Raw genomic sequence first — 16,791 nt, 5'->3', positions numbered from 1 at the left:
GGTTGGCTAGTCACCATGTCTGACCTATTCCAGGATTACTCCGAGGCTGCCGGCCGCACCGGCGCCTACGACGAGATGTTTACCCCCGGCCAGCAGGCCCGGAAGTCCTACGGGCAGGTGGCCGGGGCCCTGCGTGAACTTTCATTGGCCGATGTGAGCGCCCGCGCCGATTCCATGGCACGGACCTTCCTGGACCGCGGCGTCACCTTCGACTTCGCGGGCGAGGAGCGCCCCTTCCCCCTGGACATCGTCCCCCGGGTGATCCCCGCCGATGAGTGGAGCGTCCTGGAGCGCGGTGTGGCGCAGCGGGTCCGGGCCCTGGAAGCCTTCCTCAACGACGTCTACGACAAGATGACCGTGGTGTCCGACGGCGTCATCCCGCGCCAGCTCGTCACCACGAGCGCCCACTTCCACCGCCAGGTGCACGGCTTCGAACCCGCCGGCGGCGTCCGCGTCCACATTTCCGGCATCGACGTCGTCCGGGACGCCGCGGGCACCTTCCGCGTCCTGGAGGACAACGTGCGGGTGCCCTCGGGCGTCAGCTACGTCCTCGAGAACCGCCGCGCCATGGCCAAGGGCCTGCCCGAGGCCTTCGGCCAGCAGCTCATCCGCCCGGTCGAGGAATACCCGCGCCGGCTCCTGTCCGCGCTGCGCAAAACGGCGCCCGCCGGCGTCGACGATCCCACCGTCGTGGTCCTGACACCCGGCGTGTTCAACAGCGCCTACTTCGAGCACACCCTCCTTGCCGGCCTCATGGGCGTCGAGCTCGTCGAGGGCCGCGACCTCATCTGCCGCGGCAACCGCGTCTACATGCGCACCACCGCCGGTGAGCAGCGCGTGGATGTCATCTATAAACGCATCGACGACGAGTTCCTGGATCCACTGCAGTTCCGGGCCGATTCCATGCTCGGCTGCCCGGGCCTGGTCAACGCGGCCCGCGCCGGTGGCGTGACCATCGCCAACGCGGTGGGCAACGGCGTCGCCGATGACAAGCTCGTGTACAGCTACGTCCCGGACCTGATCCGGTACTACCTCAGCGAAGAGCCCGTGATCGCCAACGTGGACACCTACCGGCTCGAAGAGAAGGAAGCCCGGGAACACGTCCTGGACCGGCTCGACGAGCTCGTTGTCAAGCCGGTCGACGGCTCCGGCGGCAAGGGCCTCGTGATCGGCCCGGATGCGTCCAAGGAAGAACTCGAAGCCCTGCGCAAGCGGGTCATCGCCGATCCCCGCGGGTGGATCGCGCAGCCGGTGCTGCAGTTGTCCACGGTGCCCACGCTCAGCGGCGACAAGTTCGGCCCCCGGCACGTGGACCTGCGCCCGTTCGCGGTCAACGACGGCGAGGACGTCTGGGTGCTTCCCGGCGGCCTGACCCGGGTGGCGCTCAAGGAGGGCTCGCTGATCGTCAATTCAAGCCAGGGCGGCGGCTCCAAGGACACCTGGGTCCTGGCGGATTCCCCGCAGGTTCCGGTCGAAGTCATCCCGCGGCCCACCATCACGGTCCGTGAGCGGGTTTCGGTCTGGCCGGTGGAAAGCAACTGGCGCGACAGCCAGAAAGAGCAGCAACAGCAGCAGCAGATTTCTGACGCGCAGGAGGTAACCGCGAATGCTTAGCCGTATTGCCGAGTCACTGTTTTGGATCGGCCGCTACGTGGAACGGGCCGACGGCACAGCCCGGATCCTCGACGTCCACCTGGAGCGCCTCAACCACCTGCCCATGGAAGAACAGCGCAGCGTCGCGCAGGAGCTCCTGGCGGTGATGGGTGCACGCCCGCAGAATGACGAGTTCGGCCTCCCCGAGCTCTTGAACGCCCTGGCGTACGACAAGCACAGTGCGACGTCGATTGCCGGCTCGCTCGGCGCGGCCCGGGAAAACGCCCGCCGTGCCCGGGAGACCGTCTCCTCCGGGCTCTGGGAAAGCCTCAACACGACCTACTACGGGCTGAACCAGCACCGCAAGGACGTCGTGGGCACCTACCGGTTCTGCAACTGGGTCCTGGAGCGCACGGCGATGGTCAGCGGCCTCGCCGACACCACCGTCAGCCACGACGAGAGCTGGCTGTTCCTGGTCCTGGGCCGGTCCCTCGAACGCGCCGACATGACGGCCCGCATGCTGTCCACGCGCGATGTCCTCTCGGCCGGCATGTCCTGGGTGAACATGCTCCGCTGCGCGGGCGCGTACGAATCCTTCCTGCGCACGCGCCGGGCGGCCTTCGGCGACCAGCACGCGGCAGAGTTCCTGCTCCTGGACCGGCTGTTCCCGCGGTCGATCGTCTACGCCCTTCGCGACGCCGACGAGTGCCTCGCGAAGCTGGACCCCTCGGCCCAGCGCGTCGGCTTCATCAACGACGCCCGCCGCATTGTCGGCCAGGCCCGCACCTTCCTGGAGTTCCACCGCACCGACGACCTGATGTCGGAACTGCCGGAGCACATGGAGCGCGTGCAAAAGGCGGTTTCGCAGGCCTCGGACGCCATTTCCCGTAAGTACTTCAATCAGGCAGACGAACTGGCCTGGGTGGGAGAAGTTTCATGACCCGGCTGAGGATCGTCCACAAGACGGCGTACAAGTACAACAAGCGCGTCACCCTGTCCTACAACGAAGCCCGGATGACCCCGCTGACGGACCCGCAGCAGGTGGTCCTGGAGTCCTCCATGAAGGTGTCGCCCTCGCAGGCGGCCCTGAGCAGCTACCGCGACTACTGGGGCACGCGCGTGACGGCCTTCGACATGCAGATGCCCCACGAACACCTCGAAGTCCTCTCCACCACCACCGTGGAGGTGCACCGGGTGGAGAAGATCGCAGCCGAGGCCGACATCGTCGGGTGGGACGTCCTGGCGGCCCCGGAGACGCTCAACCAGTACAGCGACTGGATTCCGCAGTCCCAGCTGACCGGTCCGGGCACCGAAGTGCTTGGCATCATTCCGGGCGTCGTCGAGGGGAAGACGCCGCACGAGGCCGCCATGGGGGTCTTCGCCTGGATGCGCGGCGAGATGACGTACATGAAGGGCTCCACCGGCGTCACCACTAACGCCGAGCAGGCCTGGAACCAGCGGCAGGGCGTCTGCCAGGACCTGGCGCACCTGGCCATCGGCTCCCTGCGCAGTTGCGGGATCCCGGCCCGCTACGTTTCCGGCTACCTTCACCCTCGTTCGACGGCGGACGTCGGCGAGACGGTGGCCGGCCAGTCCCACGCGTGGCTCGAATGGTGGGACGGCGAATGGCGCAGCTGGGACCCGACCAACCACAAGCCTGCCGGGGACTTTCACGTCACCGTGGCCCGGGGCCGCGACTACCGCGACGTCCCGCCGCTCAAGGGCATCCTGTCCGGCGGCGGCGGATCGGCCCTCAACGTCAGCGTGGAGATCACCCGCCTCGCCTAGCCGCACAACGTTGCTCTATCAGTTTTGGCTGCTCTGAGCCCTCAGAACAGCCATAACTGATAGTGCAACCCCGGGGACGGGGGCGGTAGGGGACCGGGGGTAAGGATTATTCCAGGCCCGACCGGGTGGCGTCGTCCAGCGGTGTCCACCAGGTCATCGGCGGGACCACCTTGAACCGACGGCCGGTGACGGTATCCGGCGTGATCCGGACGAAGTGCTCCTTCTTCCCGGCCTGCCACGGGAACAGCAACAGGCCCACGGTGTCCATGACTTCCTCAGGGTTCTGCACCGGCGCGGCCTGGCCTTTGGCCACGACGCTCCAGGCGATCCCGGTGTCCGCGTCCACGCCGTCCGCTTCCACCGCTACCGGCGTGTCGCCCGTGGCTGCCTGCAGCTTGGTGCCCACTGCGGTGCGGAACACCAGCGTCCCGTGATCGACCTTGTAATTGATCGGGAAGATGTCGGGATGATCGTCCACCCAGACCGCCAGCCTACCCACCGAGACGCTGCGCAAGAGTCGCCAGCATTCGTGATGATCGAGGTTTTCCACGGCGTGGGGCTGGTCCTTCGACGTCTGGCCGCCCGGGTTCGCATCAGTACTCATGCCGGCGAGCTTACGCCGGAGGGGTGAGCAGGGGCTAGGGCAAAAGGTCCCAGCCATGGAACAAAGCGCTAATAAATGCCCACTACTCGGGACCTTCCGTTCAGTTCACGGTATTCTGGCATCACGTCGTCAGCGTTGACGAGCGCCGGAGCGATTGGGGCAACAACATGCATTCGACGGGTAAGAGCCATGGCCATACCGCCTCCGAGCCAAATCCCAGTCTTGAGGAGCTGCTGAAGGGTTTTGGTTCCAGGGCCGAGGAACTCCAACAGTCTCAGGAACGCATGGCCGGATTGCTGGAAGCGGTTGTGGCGGTGGCCGAGGACCTGAGTCTGGATGCAGTCCTGGAGCGCGTAGTGCTGTCGGCGTGCCGGTTGCTGCATGCCCGGTTCGGCGCCTTGGGAGTGATCGGCGATGACCACGCCCTGAGCCACTTCATCACCGTCGGCATCGACGAAGAGCTTGCACAGCAGATCGGTCCGTTGCCGACAGGCCACGGCGTACTCGGCCTGCTGATTTCCGATCCCCGGCCAATGCGGCTGCACGATCTACGAAAACATCCGGAGTCTTACGGCTTCCCGGCACACCACCCGCCCATGCATTCCTTCCTGGGCGTCCCGGTCCGCGTCCGCGAAGTCGTCTTCGGAAACCTCTACCTCACGGAGAAGGAAAGCGGCGGCGATTTCACCGACGAGGACGAAGCCCTGGCAGTCGCCCTCGCCGCAGCCGCCGGCGTCGCCATCGAGAACGCCCGCCTTTACGACGACGCGCGCCGCAGGGCGCGGTGGCTGGAAGCCAGCATGGACGTCTCCGGGCTGATGTTGAGCACCGACCGGGACTACACCTCGGGCGGCCTTGACCCGATTGCCGCCCGCGCCCTCCAGGAGTCCGCGTCCGACCTCGCATTGCTGGTGGCGCCCGCGGCGGACTCGCCGAGCTACGTGGTGATCGGCGTCGCCGGTGAACGCGGACGGTCCTTTTCGGGACGGTCGCTCCACCTTGAGTCCGAACGTCTGGAAGGAGTTCTCGACGGCGGCGAGCCGGTGCTCTTCGACGACGCGTCCGACGTCGTCGGGGAGGTCGACGGCTCCGTCACGGGGCCGCTGCTGGCCGTGGCACTCAGCACCCAGGGCGCCCACCACGGGCTTCTCCTGCTGGCAAAGAACAAGGATTCGGTCCGCTACGCCAAGACAGACATTGAAATGGGAGCCGTCTTCGGTTCCCACGTGGCCCTGGCCCTGGAACTGGCCAGGGTGCACCGGCTGCGCGAAGAGCTCCTGGTCTTCACCGACCGTGACAGGATCGCCAGGGACCTCCATGACCTCGTCATCCAGCGGCTATTCGCTGCCGGACTGAGCGTGCAGAGCCTCACCCGCTTCACCAAGGAAGAATTGGCGCTGGAGCGGATCCGCAACATCACAGGCGAACTCGACGAGGCCATCCGGAGCCTCCGCGACACCATCTACTCCCTCAAGAGCAGCGGCGGAGAAACCGAACTGCTGAGCGGCCGGATCCGCCGGGTCACGAAGAGTTCGGCGAAGTCCATGCCTTTTGCCCCGCGCCTGACCATCACCGGACCGGTGGATGCCGTGACACCGGACAAGGCCGACAACGTGGTGGCTGTCGTCTCCGAGGGCCTCAGCAACGCGATCCGGCACTCGGGCGCGGACACGATTTCCGTCTCAGTCGCCGTCATCAAGGGCCGGGTGACGGTGGTGATCAACGACAACGGCACCGGATTCGCCGATCCGGAAAAACGCGGCGGCCTGACAAACCTCGAGGACCGGGCGCGGATGCTCGACGGCGAGTGCACCATCACCAGCACGCCCGACGCCGGTACGAGCCTCGAGTGGTCGGTGCCCCTTTAGGGCCCCTTTATTTTCGGCGGTACGCCCGGACTGCAGGTGCTACCGGACGCTGTGCGGCCGGTTCGCGTCACCGGCGTTCCCGCCGGACGCCACCGGCACCGCCGGACTGGCGATGAAGACGGCTGCCTGGGTGCGGCGTTCGAATCCAAGCTTGGCCAGCAGCGAGGAAACGTAGTTCTTGACGGTCTTTTCCGCGAGGAACATCTCCGCCGCTATCTGCCGGTTGGTCAGTCCGCCGCCCACAAGTTCCAGTACCCGGCGTTCCTGAGGCGTGAGGGACGAGGTACGGGGGTCGACTTCCTCGGTATCCACCAGGCTGTCCACGACGCCGGCGGCGACGCCTTCCTCAAAGAGCGATTCCCCGGTGGCTGCCCGCCGCAGGGCATCGATCAGGTCGGTGCCGCCGATCTCTTTGAGCACGTAGCCCCGGGCGCCTGCCAGCACGGCGCCGCGCAGTGCCTGTTCGTCGTCAAAGCTCGTCAGGATGATGCAGTTCAGGGACGGGTCAACAGAGCGCACGTCGCGGCAGACCTCAATACCGGTCCCGTCAGGCAGCCGGGCGTCCAGCACACAGACGTCCGGATGCAGGGCCGGAATCCGGCGGGTTGCTTCGACCGCGGATCCGGAACTGCCGACCACGACGAATCCCTCGCCTTCGAGGAGTTCCTGCAGCCCGCGCCTGACCAGCTCGTGATCATCAAGGATAAAGACGCGTATAACCGCCGGCACGCCATCGGGTGCAGTGAGACCTGCATCTGACCAGGCAATCATGGTTCTCCTGTCCGGCCGCCTTCTGCTGCACCGTTTGATTCTGTAGTTCGTTGACTTCCCCAAGCCTTAGCCATTCTTCTGCACACCGTGTCCCGGGACAAGGGTCCTAATGCCCACCCGCCTGCGGCGCTGCATGACTTTTGGCCCTAGGCGCCTACAGGGTCCGGCGGCATCATGGGAGCGGCGCCATCCGTGCCCGGCCGATACGACAATGAGGGATCACCAATGAACGAAGCCAGCGACACGCGGACCATCATTGTGGGCGTTGACGGTTCGGATGCTTCTGTGGAGGCTCTCCGCCAGGCGCAGGGCCTTGCCGTGCCGCTGTCCGCCACAGTGGTCGCCCTAGCCTGCTGGGATTACCCGCCGGTCTACGACGGCTACGTCGCCGTCGGCATCAATGACTTTGATGTCCGGGCGGGGGAGATCCTCAACGAGGCAGTCGCCAAGGCGTTCGGCCCGGACGCTCCCGCCAACGTCGAAACCCGGCTCGTCCAGGGCCATCCGCGCCACGTGCTCATCGAGGAAAGCAAAACCGCGGACATGCTGGTTCTGGGCCGCCGCGGCCACGGCGGCTTCGGCGGCCTGCTTCTGGGATCCGTCAGCTCCGCCTGTGTGGCGCATGCGCATTGCCCGGTGCTGATCGTGCACTCGCCCGAGAAGGAGTCCTGACCCCGGAGCTATTCGAAAGTGGAGCGGCGCGGGTCCGAAAGGCGCGTGGTCCAGAGGTCGGGCCGGTTGACCTTGAAGCGTCGTCCGGTCAGCGCCTTGGGAGCGACCCGCACGTAATAGGCCTTCTCGCCAGGCTGCCAGGGCTCCAATAGCAACGCATCCACGGCATCCTTCTCCTCCTGGCTCTCAATGAGCTCGGCTTCGCCGCGGGCCATGACGCTCCACGCCGCTTCGTCGTGGGCGTCGTAGCCGTCGATTTCGAAGGCGACCGGCTTGGAGGTGATGGCGCCCCACAGTTTCGTGCCGCCGGAGGTGCGGAAGACAATCGCACGCCGTTCAAGCACAAAGTTCACTGGAAAGATCTCCGGATGGCTGTCCACGATCAGCGCGACGCGCCCCACGGCTTCGGTATCGAGGAGGACCCAGCACTGGTCCATGGTGAGCGAGTAATCGGGCGAGGGCGTGGTTGAGTCCATGGACAGACACCCTACGGGCAGGCCCGGACTCCCATTAGGGCCATAAGGCCCGGTCAAGGGGCCATAAGGCCCGGCGGCCACACCCCGCAGCGCGCTCCCCGTGCCGCCAGGGCGGATCCGGGGAGCTCCGGACGTCACCAGGGGCTGGGCTTGTAGTCCTTGAGGAAGACGCCGTACTGATCTTCGCCGGCCTCGCCCATGACGATCGGGTCATAGACGCGGGCCGCGCCGTCAACCAGGTCCAGGGGCGCGTGGAAGCCCTCTTCCATGAGACGGACCTTGGTGTAGTGCGGGCGCTCGTCCGTGATCCAGCCGGTATCCACTGCGGTCATCAGGATCCCGTCGGCGTCAAGCATTTCCTGGGCACTGGTGCGCGTCATCATGTTCAGCGCCGCCTTGGCCATGTTCGTGTGCGGGTGCCCGGGGCCCTTGTAGGCGCGGGAGAACTGACCTTCCATGGCGCTGACGTTGACGATGTACTTCCGCCGCGCGGTGGAGCGCTTCATGGCGCCGCGGAGCCGGCTCACCAGCAGGAACGGGGCCGTTACGTTGCACAGCTGCACTTCGAGCATCTCCAGCGGGTCCACCTCGTCCACCACCTGGGTCCAGCTGTTGATCGTGGCGAGATCCGGCACCAGCCCGCCGGCGTCGATCGCGGTGCCCGAGGCAATGCGCTCCAGTGAGGCAGAACCCGTGGACAGGGCCAGGGAGGTGATGGCGTCCCCGGCCAGCACGGGGTGTTCAAGCACCGTGCTGGCCAGTGCCAGCGGGTGCTTGTCATGCGCGTGGCCGAACGTGACGAGCTCGGGGCCCCCATTGCCGGCCTGGAGGGCGGCGGGCAGCGGCTCGTCCTCGGCGTCGACCAGGGGCTTATAGGCGTTTCCGGAGCGCCGCACCGTCTGGGCCGCGTTGTTGATGATGATGTCCAGCGGTCCTGCGGCGTCCAGGGAGTCCGTCAGGGCCATCACCTGGGACGGATCCCGGAGGTCGATGCCCACGATCCGGAGCCGGTGCAGCCAGTCGGCACTGTCCTCCATGGCCGCAAAGCGGCGCGCGGCGTCCTTCGGGAAGCGTGTGGTGATGGTGGTGTGGGCGCCGTCCCGGAGGAGCCGGAGCGCGATGTACATGCCGATCTTGGCCCGGCCGCCGGTCAACAGGGCATTGCGGCCGGTCAGGTCGGTGCGCGCGTCGCGCTTACTGTGGCTGAACATGGCACACTCGGGGCACAGCTGGTGATAAAAGGCGTCCACCTGGGTGTAGTGCTGCTTGCAGATGTAGCACGGGCGAGACCTGATGAGGTGCCCGGCGATTTCGCCGGTCGCGGACGGGGCAAGCTTGTTGCCGCGCGTCTCGTCGTCGATCCTGTCCGGGGCCGCCGTCGCTGTCTGGGCGATGACGGCGCGGTCCGCTTCGGCGATCTCATCGCGCTTGGCAACCCGGCGGTGGCGCTTGACCGCCTTGAACATCTTTCCGGTGGCACGGCGGACGGAGACGTAGTCCGGGTGTTCCTCGTCATACGCGTGGATGGTGTTCAGGACCTTCAGGCAAGCCCGAATCTCCTCCGGGGTCAGCTCGGCAGCGGCCGGCTCGGCTGGGGTCAACGCAGCAACGGAAACATCGGAGGATAGATCGGGGGAGCTCATTGCCCCAATTTTACAGGCAACCGGTGCCCTGCCGGACCTCCGGCAGGGCACCGGCCTTAGTAGGCCTTGGTCGAGCGTTTGCCCTGGGAGTCCACGCCGACGGCGGCGGCCTGCGCCTCAGAGACCCTGTCCACCGAGTCCCGCAGTTCCGGCCAGTTTTCGGTGGCGGCACGGACGGCATCCGGTACAAGGCGCAGGTTGGCGGCGGAGAGCGCCCGTTCTGCGTCGCCGGGCTCCGGGACGAGCTGCCCCTTGGACAGGACCGTGATGCCGGACTCCGTGACCTTGAAGCCGCGGGCGCGGTCGAGTTCGGCGTCGAGGCCGATCGCGGCCCCGGCCGGAACCTTGACGTTCTTGTCGAGGATGGCGCGCCTGATCACAGCGCCCTCGCCGACATTGACCTTGTCCATGAGCACCGAATCCAGGACCCGGCTGGATGTGCCGACGTACACATCGTTGGAGAGCACTGAGCCCTCCACGATGCCGCCCGAGACGACGACGCCGTTGGCCACGATGGAATCGAGGGCGCTGCCCACGGTGTTGGATTTGCCGCGGACAAACTTGGCCGGCGGGGAGACGCTCTGGCGGGTGTAGATCGGCCACTCGGAGTTGTAGAGGTTGAACACCGGCACAGGGGAGATCAGGTCCATGTGGGCGTCGTAGAACGAGTCAATGGTGCCGACGTCGCGCCAGTAGGTGCGGTCCCGTTCGGTGGACCCGGGAATGTCGTTGAGCGTGAAGTCGTAGACGCCGGCCTCACCCTGGGAGACAAAGTAGGGGATGATGTCCCCGCCCATGTCGTGCTTGGTGTCGAGGCGCTCGGCGTCAACGTGCAGGGCTTCAACGAGGGCATCGGCGTTGAACACGTAATTGCCCATGGAGGCCAGGAACTGGCTCGGATCGGCCGCGAGGCCGGGCGTCGAGGACGGCTTCTCGACGAAGGCGGAAATCTTGTCCGGGTTTTCGGGGTCGGTTTCGATCACGCCGAACTGGTCCGCCATGTGCAGCGGCTGGCGGACGGCGGCTACCGTCGCCTTGGCCCCGCTGGCTACGTGCTGCGCCACCATCTGGGAGAAGTCCATACGGTAGACGTGGTCTGCGCCCACCACGACGACGATGTCGGGGTTGGCGTCGTGGATCAGGTTCAGGGACTGATAGATGGCGTTGGCACTCCCCAGGAACCAGCTCTTGCCGACCCGCTGCTGGGCCGGAACGGAGGCCACGTAGTTGCCTAATTGGGTGGACAAGCGCCACGTTTCAGAAATGTGCCGGTCCAGGCTGTGCGACTTGTATTGCGTCAGCACCACAATTTGCAAATAACGCGAATTCACAAGATTTGAAAGGGCAAAGTCAATGAGCCGGTAGCTTCCGGCAAACGGCACGCCCGGCTTGGCCCGGTCCGCCGTCAATGGCATGAGCCGGTTTCCCTCGCCACCTGCGAGGACAATTGCCAAGACTTTCTTTTGCTGCGGCATGGTTATCGCTCCTGAACGCCTTCGTTACTCCCCAAAACAGTCCGGCATGCCCGAACGTCTTCACACTAGATCAGTTCCACCGTAACGACTACCTTGGTGCATGTGCGAATAGACATTGTGACCAAAGAATTCCCGCCGGAAATCTACGGCGGCGCCGGAGTCCATGTGGCCGAGCTCAGTAGAGTCCTGGCCCAACGTGTGGACCTACAGGTGCGTGCCTTCGGCGCGCCCCGCGAGCCCGGGTACCACGGAGCGACGGTCACGTCCTACTCCGTGCCCGAAGACCTGGGCTCCGCCAACGCCGCCATCCAGACCCTCGGGGTGGATCTGAGGATCGTTCCGGACATTGCCGGCGCGGACCTGGTGCACTCCCACACCTGGTACGCCAACATGGCAGGACACATTGCGTCCCTGCTCCACGGCATTCCCCATGTGCTCAGCGCCCACAGCCTGGAACCGTTGCGCCCGTGGAAGGCCGAACAGCTCGGCGGCGGCTACGCGGTGTCTTCCTGGGTGGAAAAGACCGCCTACGAGGCCGCCGCCGCCATCATCGCCGTTTCGGAAGGCATGCGACAGGACATCCTGCGCAGCTATCCGGAGGTGGACCCGGCCAAGGTCAAGGTGGTCCACAACGGCATTGACGTCAGCTTGTGGAACCGGGACGAGGGCGAGGACGTGGTCCGGGCGCTCGGGATCGACCCCTCGCTGCCGAGCGTCGTGTTTGTCGGCCGCAACACCCGGCAAAAGGGCGTTCCCTACCTCCTCCGTGCCGCCGCCAAACTGCCGGCCAATGTCCAGCTGGTGCTGTGCCTCGGCGCAGCCGATACTCCCGAGCTGGCGGCCGAGACCGCGCGCCTCATCGAGGAGCTGCAGAGCAAGCGCACGGGCGTGATCGTGGTGGAACGGATGCTGCCCCGCAACGAGCTCATCCAGGTCCTCAGCCACGCCACGGCGTTCGCCTGCCCGTCCATCTACGAGCCGCTGGGCATCGTGAACCTTGAAGCCATGGCCTGCGGTGCCGCCGTGGTGGCCAGCGCCACCGGCGGCATCCCGGAGGTTGTCGATCACGGAGTGACCGGGCTGCTCGTGGAGCTCGAACAGGTCACCGACGGCACGGGCACCCCGCTCGACCCGGAAAAGTTTGTCACCGAGTTCGCCGCCGCCCTGACCGAGGTGGTGTCCGATCCCGCCCGGGCCCGGGCCATGGGGGAAGCGGGCCGGCGCCGGGCGGAGGAGCACTTCTCCTGGGAATCCATCACAGAGACCACGCTGGAGGTCTACCGTTCGGTCCTTCCAGGCCCGGCCTCCTGACCGGCAGTCCTCCAGACAGAGATATGGACTCAGGCAAGGACTGCTGAACACCCGACGGCGCCGCCCCCTCAACGGGGAGCGGCGCCGTCGTGCGTTCAAGGCTTCGCCGGATGATGGTGCCGCCGAAAGCTCAGGCGCGCGCGGCCTTGGACTGCAGCGTGGTGCGGGCCAGCAGGATCTTCTCATCCACGGGCGCCTGGCCGCTGGCCCGCTGCTTCCGGAAGTAGTCCCGGGCCTCGTCCTGCCGGATCTTTTCCGCCCCGGTCGAGATCTCCGCGCGGAGATGCTCAGGTCCGTAGCCGAACGCGTCCACAAGGTCGACGGCGTGCGGCCGGATCTTCACGAGGAGCCGGTTGATGTACTCGCCCACGGTGCGCCCGCGCTGCATCGACAACCGGCCGTTCATCAGGTACCAGGCCAGGTTCTTCTCGATGAGCGACAGGCCGAAGAGATCACGCAGCCAGGTCAGGACCTTGTGCGTACCGGGGTCGGTGACGTTGCCGAGGGCTTCGGTAAAGGCCTCCCACTGCAGCAGCTCGGCGTGCGCCTGCGCGGCTTCGATGAGCTCGTGCTGGTGTGCGTTGAACAGGGCGGCGCCCTGCCGCTGCGGAAGCCTGTTGGCCCCCTTGAGCGCCGCGCCGACCTGCGCGACCATGGTCTGGACCCGGTCGGTCAGGAGGGCGCGCTGGCTTGACTCGTCGCGGATGGCGATCGCGGCCTTCTGCACGGAGCCGGAATCGGCCATGAACTGGGCCACCTGGCGCAGGCCGCTGCGGTGCAGCGCAGTGCCCGTCGCCTGGGACACGACGTACCGGGCCAGGACACCGACGTTGGCGTTGCGGAACTCCTTGGCGTAGTCCGCGAGCAGGCGCTTGGCGACGAGCTGCAGCAGGACCGTGTTGTCGCCTTCGAAGGTCACATAGACATCGAGGTCCGCACGGAGCGACGCGAAGCGGTTCTCGATCAGGAAGCCGGCACCGCCGCAGGCCTCGCGGCATTCCTGCAGCGTGTCCAGGGCATGCCAGGTGCTGAGCGGCTTGAGCGCCGCGGCCAGGGTCTCGAGGTCCTGCCGGTCCTCGTCGGTGTCGTGCCGGCCGGCGAAAACGTCGTCGAACTTCTCGAGCAGCTGCTCGTGCGCGAAGCTGGCCGCGTAAGTGGTGGCGAGCCGGGTAAAGAGCCTGCGCTGGTGCCGCTGGTAGTCCAGCAGGACCTCCTCGTCGGTCTGGGAGGAGGCGTTGAACTGCCGGCGCTCGGTGGCGTACTGGATGGCGGTCTTCAGCGCGAGCTTGGAGGCGGCCACGGCGGCACCGTCGAGCGAGACCCGGCCCTGGACGAGGGTGCCGAGCATGGTGAAGAAACGCCGGCCCGGGCTGGCGATGGGGGAGGTGTAGTTGCCCTCGGCATCGACGTCGCCGTAGCGGTTGAGCAGGTTGGTGCGCGGGATGCGGACATTCGCGAAGTGGAGCCGTCCGTTGTCGATGCCGTTCAGGCCGCCCTTGACGCCATCGTCCTCGCCGCCGATCCCGGGCAGGAATTCTTTGGTGTCGGGGTCGCGCAGATCCAGGTAGAAGGCGTGCACGCCGTGGTTGACGCCCTTGGTCAGGAGCTGGGCGAAGACGACCGCGCCCAGGCCGTCGATCGCGGCGTTGCCGATGTAATCCTTCCACGCGGCCCGGAACGGCGTGTGGATCACGAATTCCTCGGTGGCCGGGTCGTAGGTGGCCGTGGTGGCGATGCTGGCGACGTCCGAGCCGTGCCCGGTCTCGGTCATGGCAAAACAGCCGGGAATTGCCAGGCTCATGATGCCCGGCAGCCACTTGCGGTGGTGGTCCTCGGTGCCCAGGTGCATCACGGCGGAACCGAAGAGGCCCCACTGCACGCCGGCCTTGATCTGCAGGGAAGGATCGGCCGTGACCAGTTCCTCGAAGCCTGCAATGTTGCCGCCATGGTCATCGTTGCCGCCAAGCGCGGACGGGAAGGCCCGGTGGACGGCTTCGTGGCGCACGAGGTGCTCCAGCTGCCCGAAGGCACGCCGGCGGTGTTCGGTGTGGGTCAGGCCCTCGATCTTGTGCAGTTCCGGCTGGCCGGACACCTCGCGCGCGTGCCGGCGAACGTCGGCCCATTTGCCCAACAGTTGCTCGCCAAGGGCTGCGACGTCGACGGCGGGCTGCTCCGGAGCGCCGGGCCGGCCGGCTGCCGATGTTGTGCTGCGTCGGGGCTCGGTGCCGGCGGTACGGTCGGCGAGTTCAGTCATGTCGATTCCTTCTTTGGTTCTGACAATTCAGTGCTAAGGCCTCAGTTCCGGGCCCTCGGCTGCGGGGCCGGGGGCCCGGGTGCCGGTGCTAGGAGGTGCCGCGGTCCGGCACAGGGTCCGCTCCCTTCGGGGGCGGCGTCTGCAGTTCGGGAGCGATCCCGAAGCAGAGCCAGTCCGTAATCTGCCGTGCCATGGCCTCCTGGTCCGGCTTGGCGGGTCCCGGCGGGCTGGCGAGCCACTGCTCTCCGGCGTTCCGCACCAGTCCGATCGCGGCGTTGGGCCAGTAGCCGATCACAGCTTCCTTGTCCTGGCCGCCGCCCAGGTGGCTGCGCATCGGCCGGGCGATCATGTCGCTGATGGCGGCGAAGAAGTGGCTCAGCGCCCCGGCGGTGGAGACGGACGGACCTGCCGTGTCCGCGTCGCCGTGGCCGTGGCGCGTCACGAACGTGTAGACGTTCGGGCTGGTCTCGGCCATCTGCAGGTAGGCCGAGACCATGGCGAACAGGCCCTCGCGCGGTGTCTGGGCGCTCTGGGCAGCCTCCTGGATCCGGCGCTGCATCTGGCCCAGCACCACCTCGCCCACGGCCTGCTGGAGACCGGCTTTGTCACCAAAGTAGCGGTAGAACACGGACTTTGACGTCCCCGCGGCTATGGCGATGTCTTCCATGGAAGCATCGCTGCCCAGGGCATGCACCGCCTTCCGGGCGGACTTGATGAGCTCCCGCCGCCGTTCCTCGCGGTGGGACTGCCACCGCGAGGAGCGGCCGTCGACGCCGGACGGCCCACCGGGGGTGCCGGAGGGGGCGCCCGACGCGCCGCTTGACGGGGTGTTTGGCGGGGTGCTGGACCGGGGGCCGGCGCCCCTGGCGGCGGCCTTGCCGCTGGCCGTGGTGGCGTCCGGCGGACTAGCGTGGGGGATGTTCACGATACCCAGCGTATCAGGTACGCTGGGTATCGGTAACCGCTTTGATCGAAGGAGACAGCCCATGTCCGTCAACGGACAGTCAGTACCCGGCCCGCAGGAACCGACCGCCGCCACGCAGCTTCGCAAAGCCGTGGTTGTGGGCGGCAACCGCATACCGTTTGCCCGGACCGGCGGTGCCTACACCAAGTCCTCCAACCAGGACATGCTCACCGCCGCTCTGGACGGACTCATCGCCCGCTTTGGCCTCCAGGATGAGCGGATCGGGGAAGTCGCCGCCGGGGCCGTCCTCAAGCACTCCCGCGACTTCAACCTCACCCGGGAAGCAGTTCTCGGCTCGGCCCTCTCCGCCGAGACCCCCGCGTATGACCTCCAGCAGGCGTGCGCCACCGGCCTGGAGACAGTCCTCGGCCTGGCCAACAAGATCAAGCTGGGCCAGATCGAGTCGGCGATCGCCGGCGGCGTCGACTCGGCCTCGGATGCCCCCATCGCCGTCAGCGAAGGGCTCCGCGAGGTGCTCCTGGACCTGAACCGGGCGAAGACGGTATCCCGGAAGCTGCAGGTCCTCAGCCGGCTCCGGCCCAAGGACCTGGCCCCCGATGCCCCGAACACGGGGGAGCCGCGCACCGGGCTGTCAATGGGCGAGCACCAGGCGCTGACCACCGCGCAGTGGAAGATCACCCGGGAGGCCCAGGACGAGCTCGCCTTCAACAGCCACAAGAATCTTGCCGCGGCCTACGACGCCGGCTTCTTCGACGACCTCCTGACGCCCTACCGGGGCCTGAGCCGCGACTCCAATCTGCGGGCCGACACGAGCCTGGAGAAACTGGCGACACTCAAGCCGGTCTTCGGCAAGAACCTTGGCGCCGAGGCGACGATGACGGCTGGCAATTCCACCCCGCTGACGGACGGCGCCTCCACCGTGCTGCTCGCCTCCGAGGAATGGGCCGATGCCCACGACCTCCCCAAGCTCGCCGCCGTGGTTGACGGCGAAGCGGCCGCCGTGGACTTTGTCCATGGCAAGGACGGGCTGCTCATGGCGCCGGCCTTCGCGGTGCCCCGGCTGCTCGCACGCCACAACCTCACCCTTGAGGACTTCGACTTCTTCGAGATCCACGAGGCCTTCGCCGGGACGGTGCTGAGCACCCTTGCCGCGTGGGAGGACGAGGAATTCGGCCGCACCCGCCTGGGCCTGGACGGCGCCTTCGGCAGCATTGACCGGTCCAAACTGAACGTCAACGGCTCTTCGCTGGCTGCCGGGCACCCGTTCGCTGCCACGGGCGGCCGGATCGTGGCGTCGCTGGCCAAGATGCTGCATGGCAAGGGCCAGGCCGACGGCCGCCCGGCGCGCGGGCTTGTGTCCATCTGCGCCGCCGGCGGCCAGGGCGTCGTCGCAATTCTCGAAGCACTCTAA

14 protein-coding genes are annotated in these 16,791 nt (G+C 66.9%); 7 read left to right on the top strand and 7 right to left on the bottom strand.

Translation table 11 applies throughout. The annotated features are described in order from the left end of the window. Positions 1-15 precede the first annotated feature (15 nt). Genes C9424_RS04430 through C9424_RS04420 form a run of 3 tightly spaced genes read left to right on the top strand, consistent with a single transcriptional unit; the run spans position 16 to position 3,381 of the window. Positions 16-1,614, top strand: a complete 1,599-nt coding sequence (locus C9424_RS04430) for a circularly permuted type 2 ATP-grasp protein (RefSeq protein ID WP_116765708.1) — start codon at positions 16-18, stop codon at positions 1,612-1,614. Next, the gene (locus C9424_RS04425) at positions 1,607-2,533 is read left to right on the top strand and encodes an alpha-E domain-containing protein (protein ID WP_091254130.1); all 927 of its coding nucleotides are present in this window, start codon (positions 1,607-1,609) and stop codon (positions 2,531-2,533) included. Before C9424_RS04430 ends, C9424_RS04425 begins: the two co-directional genes overlap by 8 nt. Then, positions 2,530-3,381, top strand: coding sequence for a transglutaminase family protein (locus tag C9424_RS04420; protein ID WP_116765707.1), 852 nt, complete (start codon positions 2,530-2,532; stop codon positions 3,379-3,381). Before C9424_RS04425 ends, C9424_RS04420 begins: the two co-directional genes overlap by 4 nt. 106 nt (positions 3,382-3,487) lie before the next feature. Here C9424_RS04420 and C9424_RS04415 read toward each other — a convergent pair whose 3' ends face one another. Further along, on the bottom strand, positions 3,488-3,985 hold the full coding sequence (locus C9424_RS04415) for a pyridoxamine 5'-phosphate oxidase family protein (protein ID WP_237563289.1): 498 nt from the start codon (positions 3,983-3,985) through the stop codon (positions 3,488-3,490). Positions 3,986-4,152: 167 nt separating this feature from the next. Between C9424_RS04415 and C9424_RS04410 the strand changes: the two genes are divergently transcribed. Beyond that, complete coding sequence (locus C9424_RS04410) at positions 4,153-5,853, top strand: GAF domain-containing sensor histidine kinase (protein WP_202615768.1); 1,701 nt, start codon at positions 4,153-4,155, stop codon at positions 5,851-5,853. Positions 5,854-5,892: 39 nt separating this feature from the next. On the opposite strand, the gene C9424_RS04405 is transcribed toward C9424_RS04410, so the two are convergent. Further along, positions 5,893-6,624 (bottom strand): response regulator, encoded by a 732-nt coding sequence (locus tag C9424_RS04405; protein WP_116765705.1) that lies wholly within the window; start codon positions 6,622-6,624, stop codon positions 5,893-5,895. Positions 6,625-6,849: 225 nt separating this feature from the next. On the opposite strand from C9424_RS04405, the gene C9424_RS04400 reads away from it, so the two are divergent. Next, positions 6,850-7,296: a universal stress protein gene (locus C9424_RS04400; RefSeq protein WP_116765704.1), complete on the top strand. Its 447-nt coding sequence runs from the start codon at positions 6,850-6,852 to the stop codon at positions 7,294-7,296. 8 nt (positions 7,297-7,304) lie between these two features. Here C9424_RS04400 and C9424_RS04395 read toward each other — a convergent pair whose 3' ends face one another. From C9424_RS04395 to glgC, 3 genes are all read right to left on the bottom strand, one after another. Further along, the gene (locus tag C9424_RS04395; protein WP_116765703.1) at positions 7,305-7,772 is read right to left on the bottom strand and encodes a pyridoxamine 5'-phosphate oxidase family protein; all 468 of its coding nucleotides are present in this window, start codon (positions 7,770-7,772) and stop codon (positions 7,305-7,307) included. A 134-nt stretch (positions 7,773-7,906) separates the two neighbouring features. After that, a complete protein-coding gene (locus tag C9424_RS04390) occupies positions 7,907-9,415 on the bottom strand; it encodes an SDR family NAD(P)-dependent oxidoreductase (RefSeq protein ID WP_116765702.1) in 1,509 nt (502 codons plus the stop codon). Positions 9,416-9,471: 56 nt separating this feature from the next. Continuing rightward, entirely contained in the window at positions 9,472-10,890 is a 1,419-nt protein-coding gene (gene glgC, locus C9424_RS04385) for a glucose-1-phosphate adenylyltransferase (protein WP_116765701.1), read from the bottom strand. Between the two features lie 102 nt (positions 10,891-10,992). Between glgC and glgA the strand changes: the two genes are divergently transcribed. After that, complete coding sequence (gene glgA / locus C9424_RS04380) at positions 10,993-12,201, top strand: glycogen synthase (RefSeq protein ID WP_116765907.1); 1,209 nt, start codon at positions 10,993-10,995, stop codon at positions 12,199-12,201. A gap of 130 nt (positions 12,202-12,331) precedes the next feature. Here the strand turns inward: glgA and C9424_RS04375 are convergent, their stop codons facing one another. Both C9424_RS04375 and C9424_RS04370 read right to left on the bottom strand, forming a co-directional pair. Then, complete coding sequence (locus C9424_RS04375) at positions 12,332-14,455, bottom strand: acyl-CoA dehydrogenase family protein (RefSeq protein WP_116765700.1); 2,124 nt, start codon at positions 14,453-14,455, stop codon at positions 12,332-12,334. A gap of 88 nt (positions 14,456-14,543) precedes the next feature. Further along, positions 14,544-15,374, bottom strand: coding sequence for a TetR family transcriptional regulator (locus tag C9424_RS04370; RefSeq protein WP_442862012.1), 831 nt, complete (start codon positions 15,372-15,374; stop codon positions 14,544-14,546). A gap of 67 nt (positions 15,375-15,441) precedes the next feature. Here C9424_RS04370 and C9424_RS04365 point away from each other — a divergent pair, with 67 nt between their 5' ends. After that, a complete protein-coding gene (locus tag C9424_RS04365; RefSeq protein WP_116765699.1) occupies positions 15,442-16,791 on the top strand; it encodes an acetyl-CoA C-acetyltransferase in 1,350 nt (449 codons plus the stop codon).

It is taken from the genome of Arthrobacter sp. H-02-3 (assembly GCF_003097355.1).
Classification (GTDB): domain Bacteria; phylum Actinomycetota; class Actinomycetes; order Actinomycetales; family Micrococcaceae; genus Arthrobacter; species Arthrobacter humicola.
Note: the sequence above shows the minus strand (reverse complement) of the source record. Positions and strands in the feature narration are given on the sequence as shown.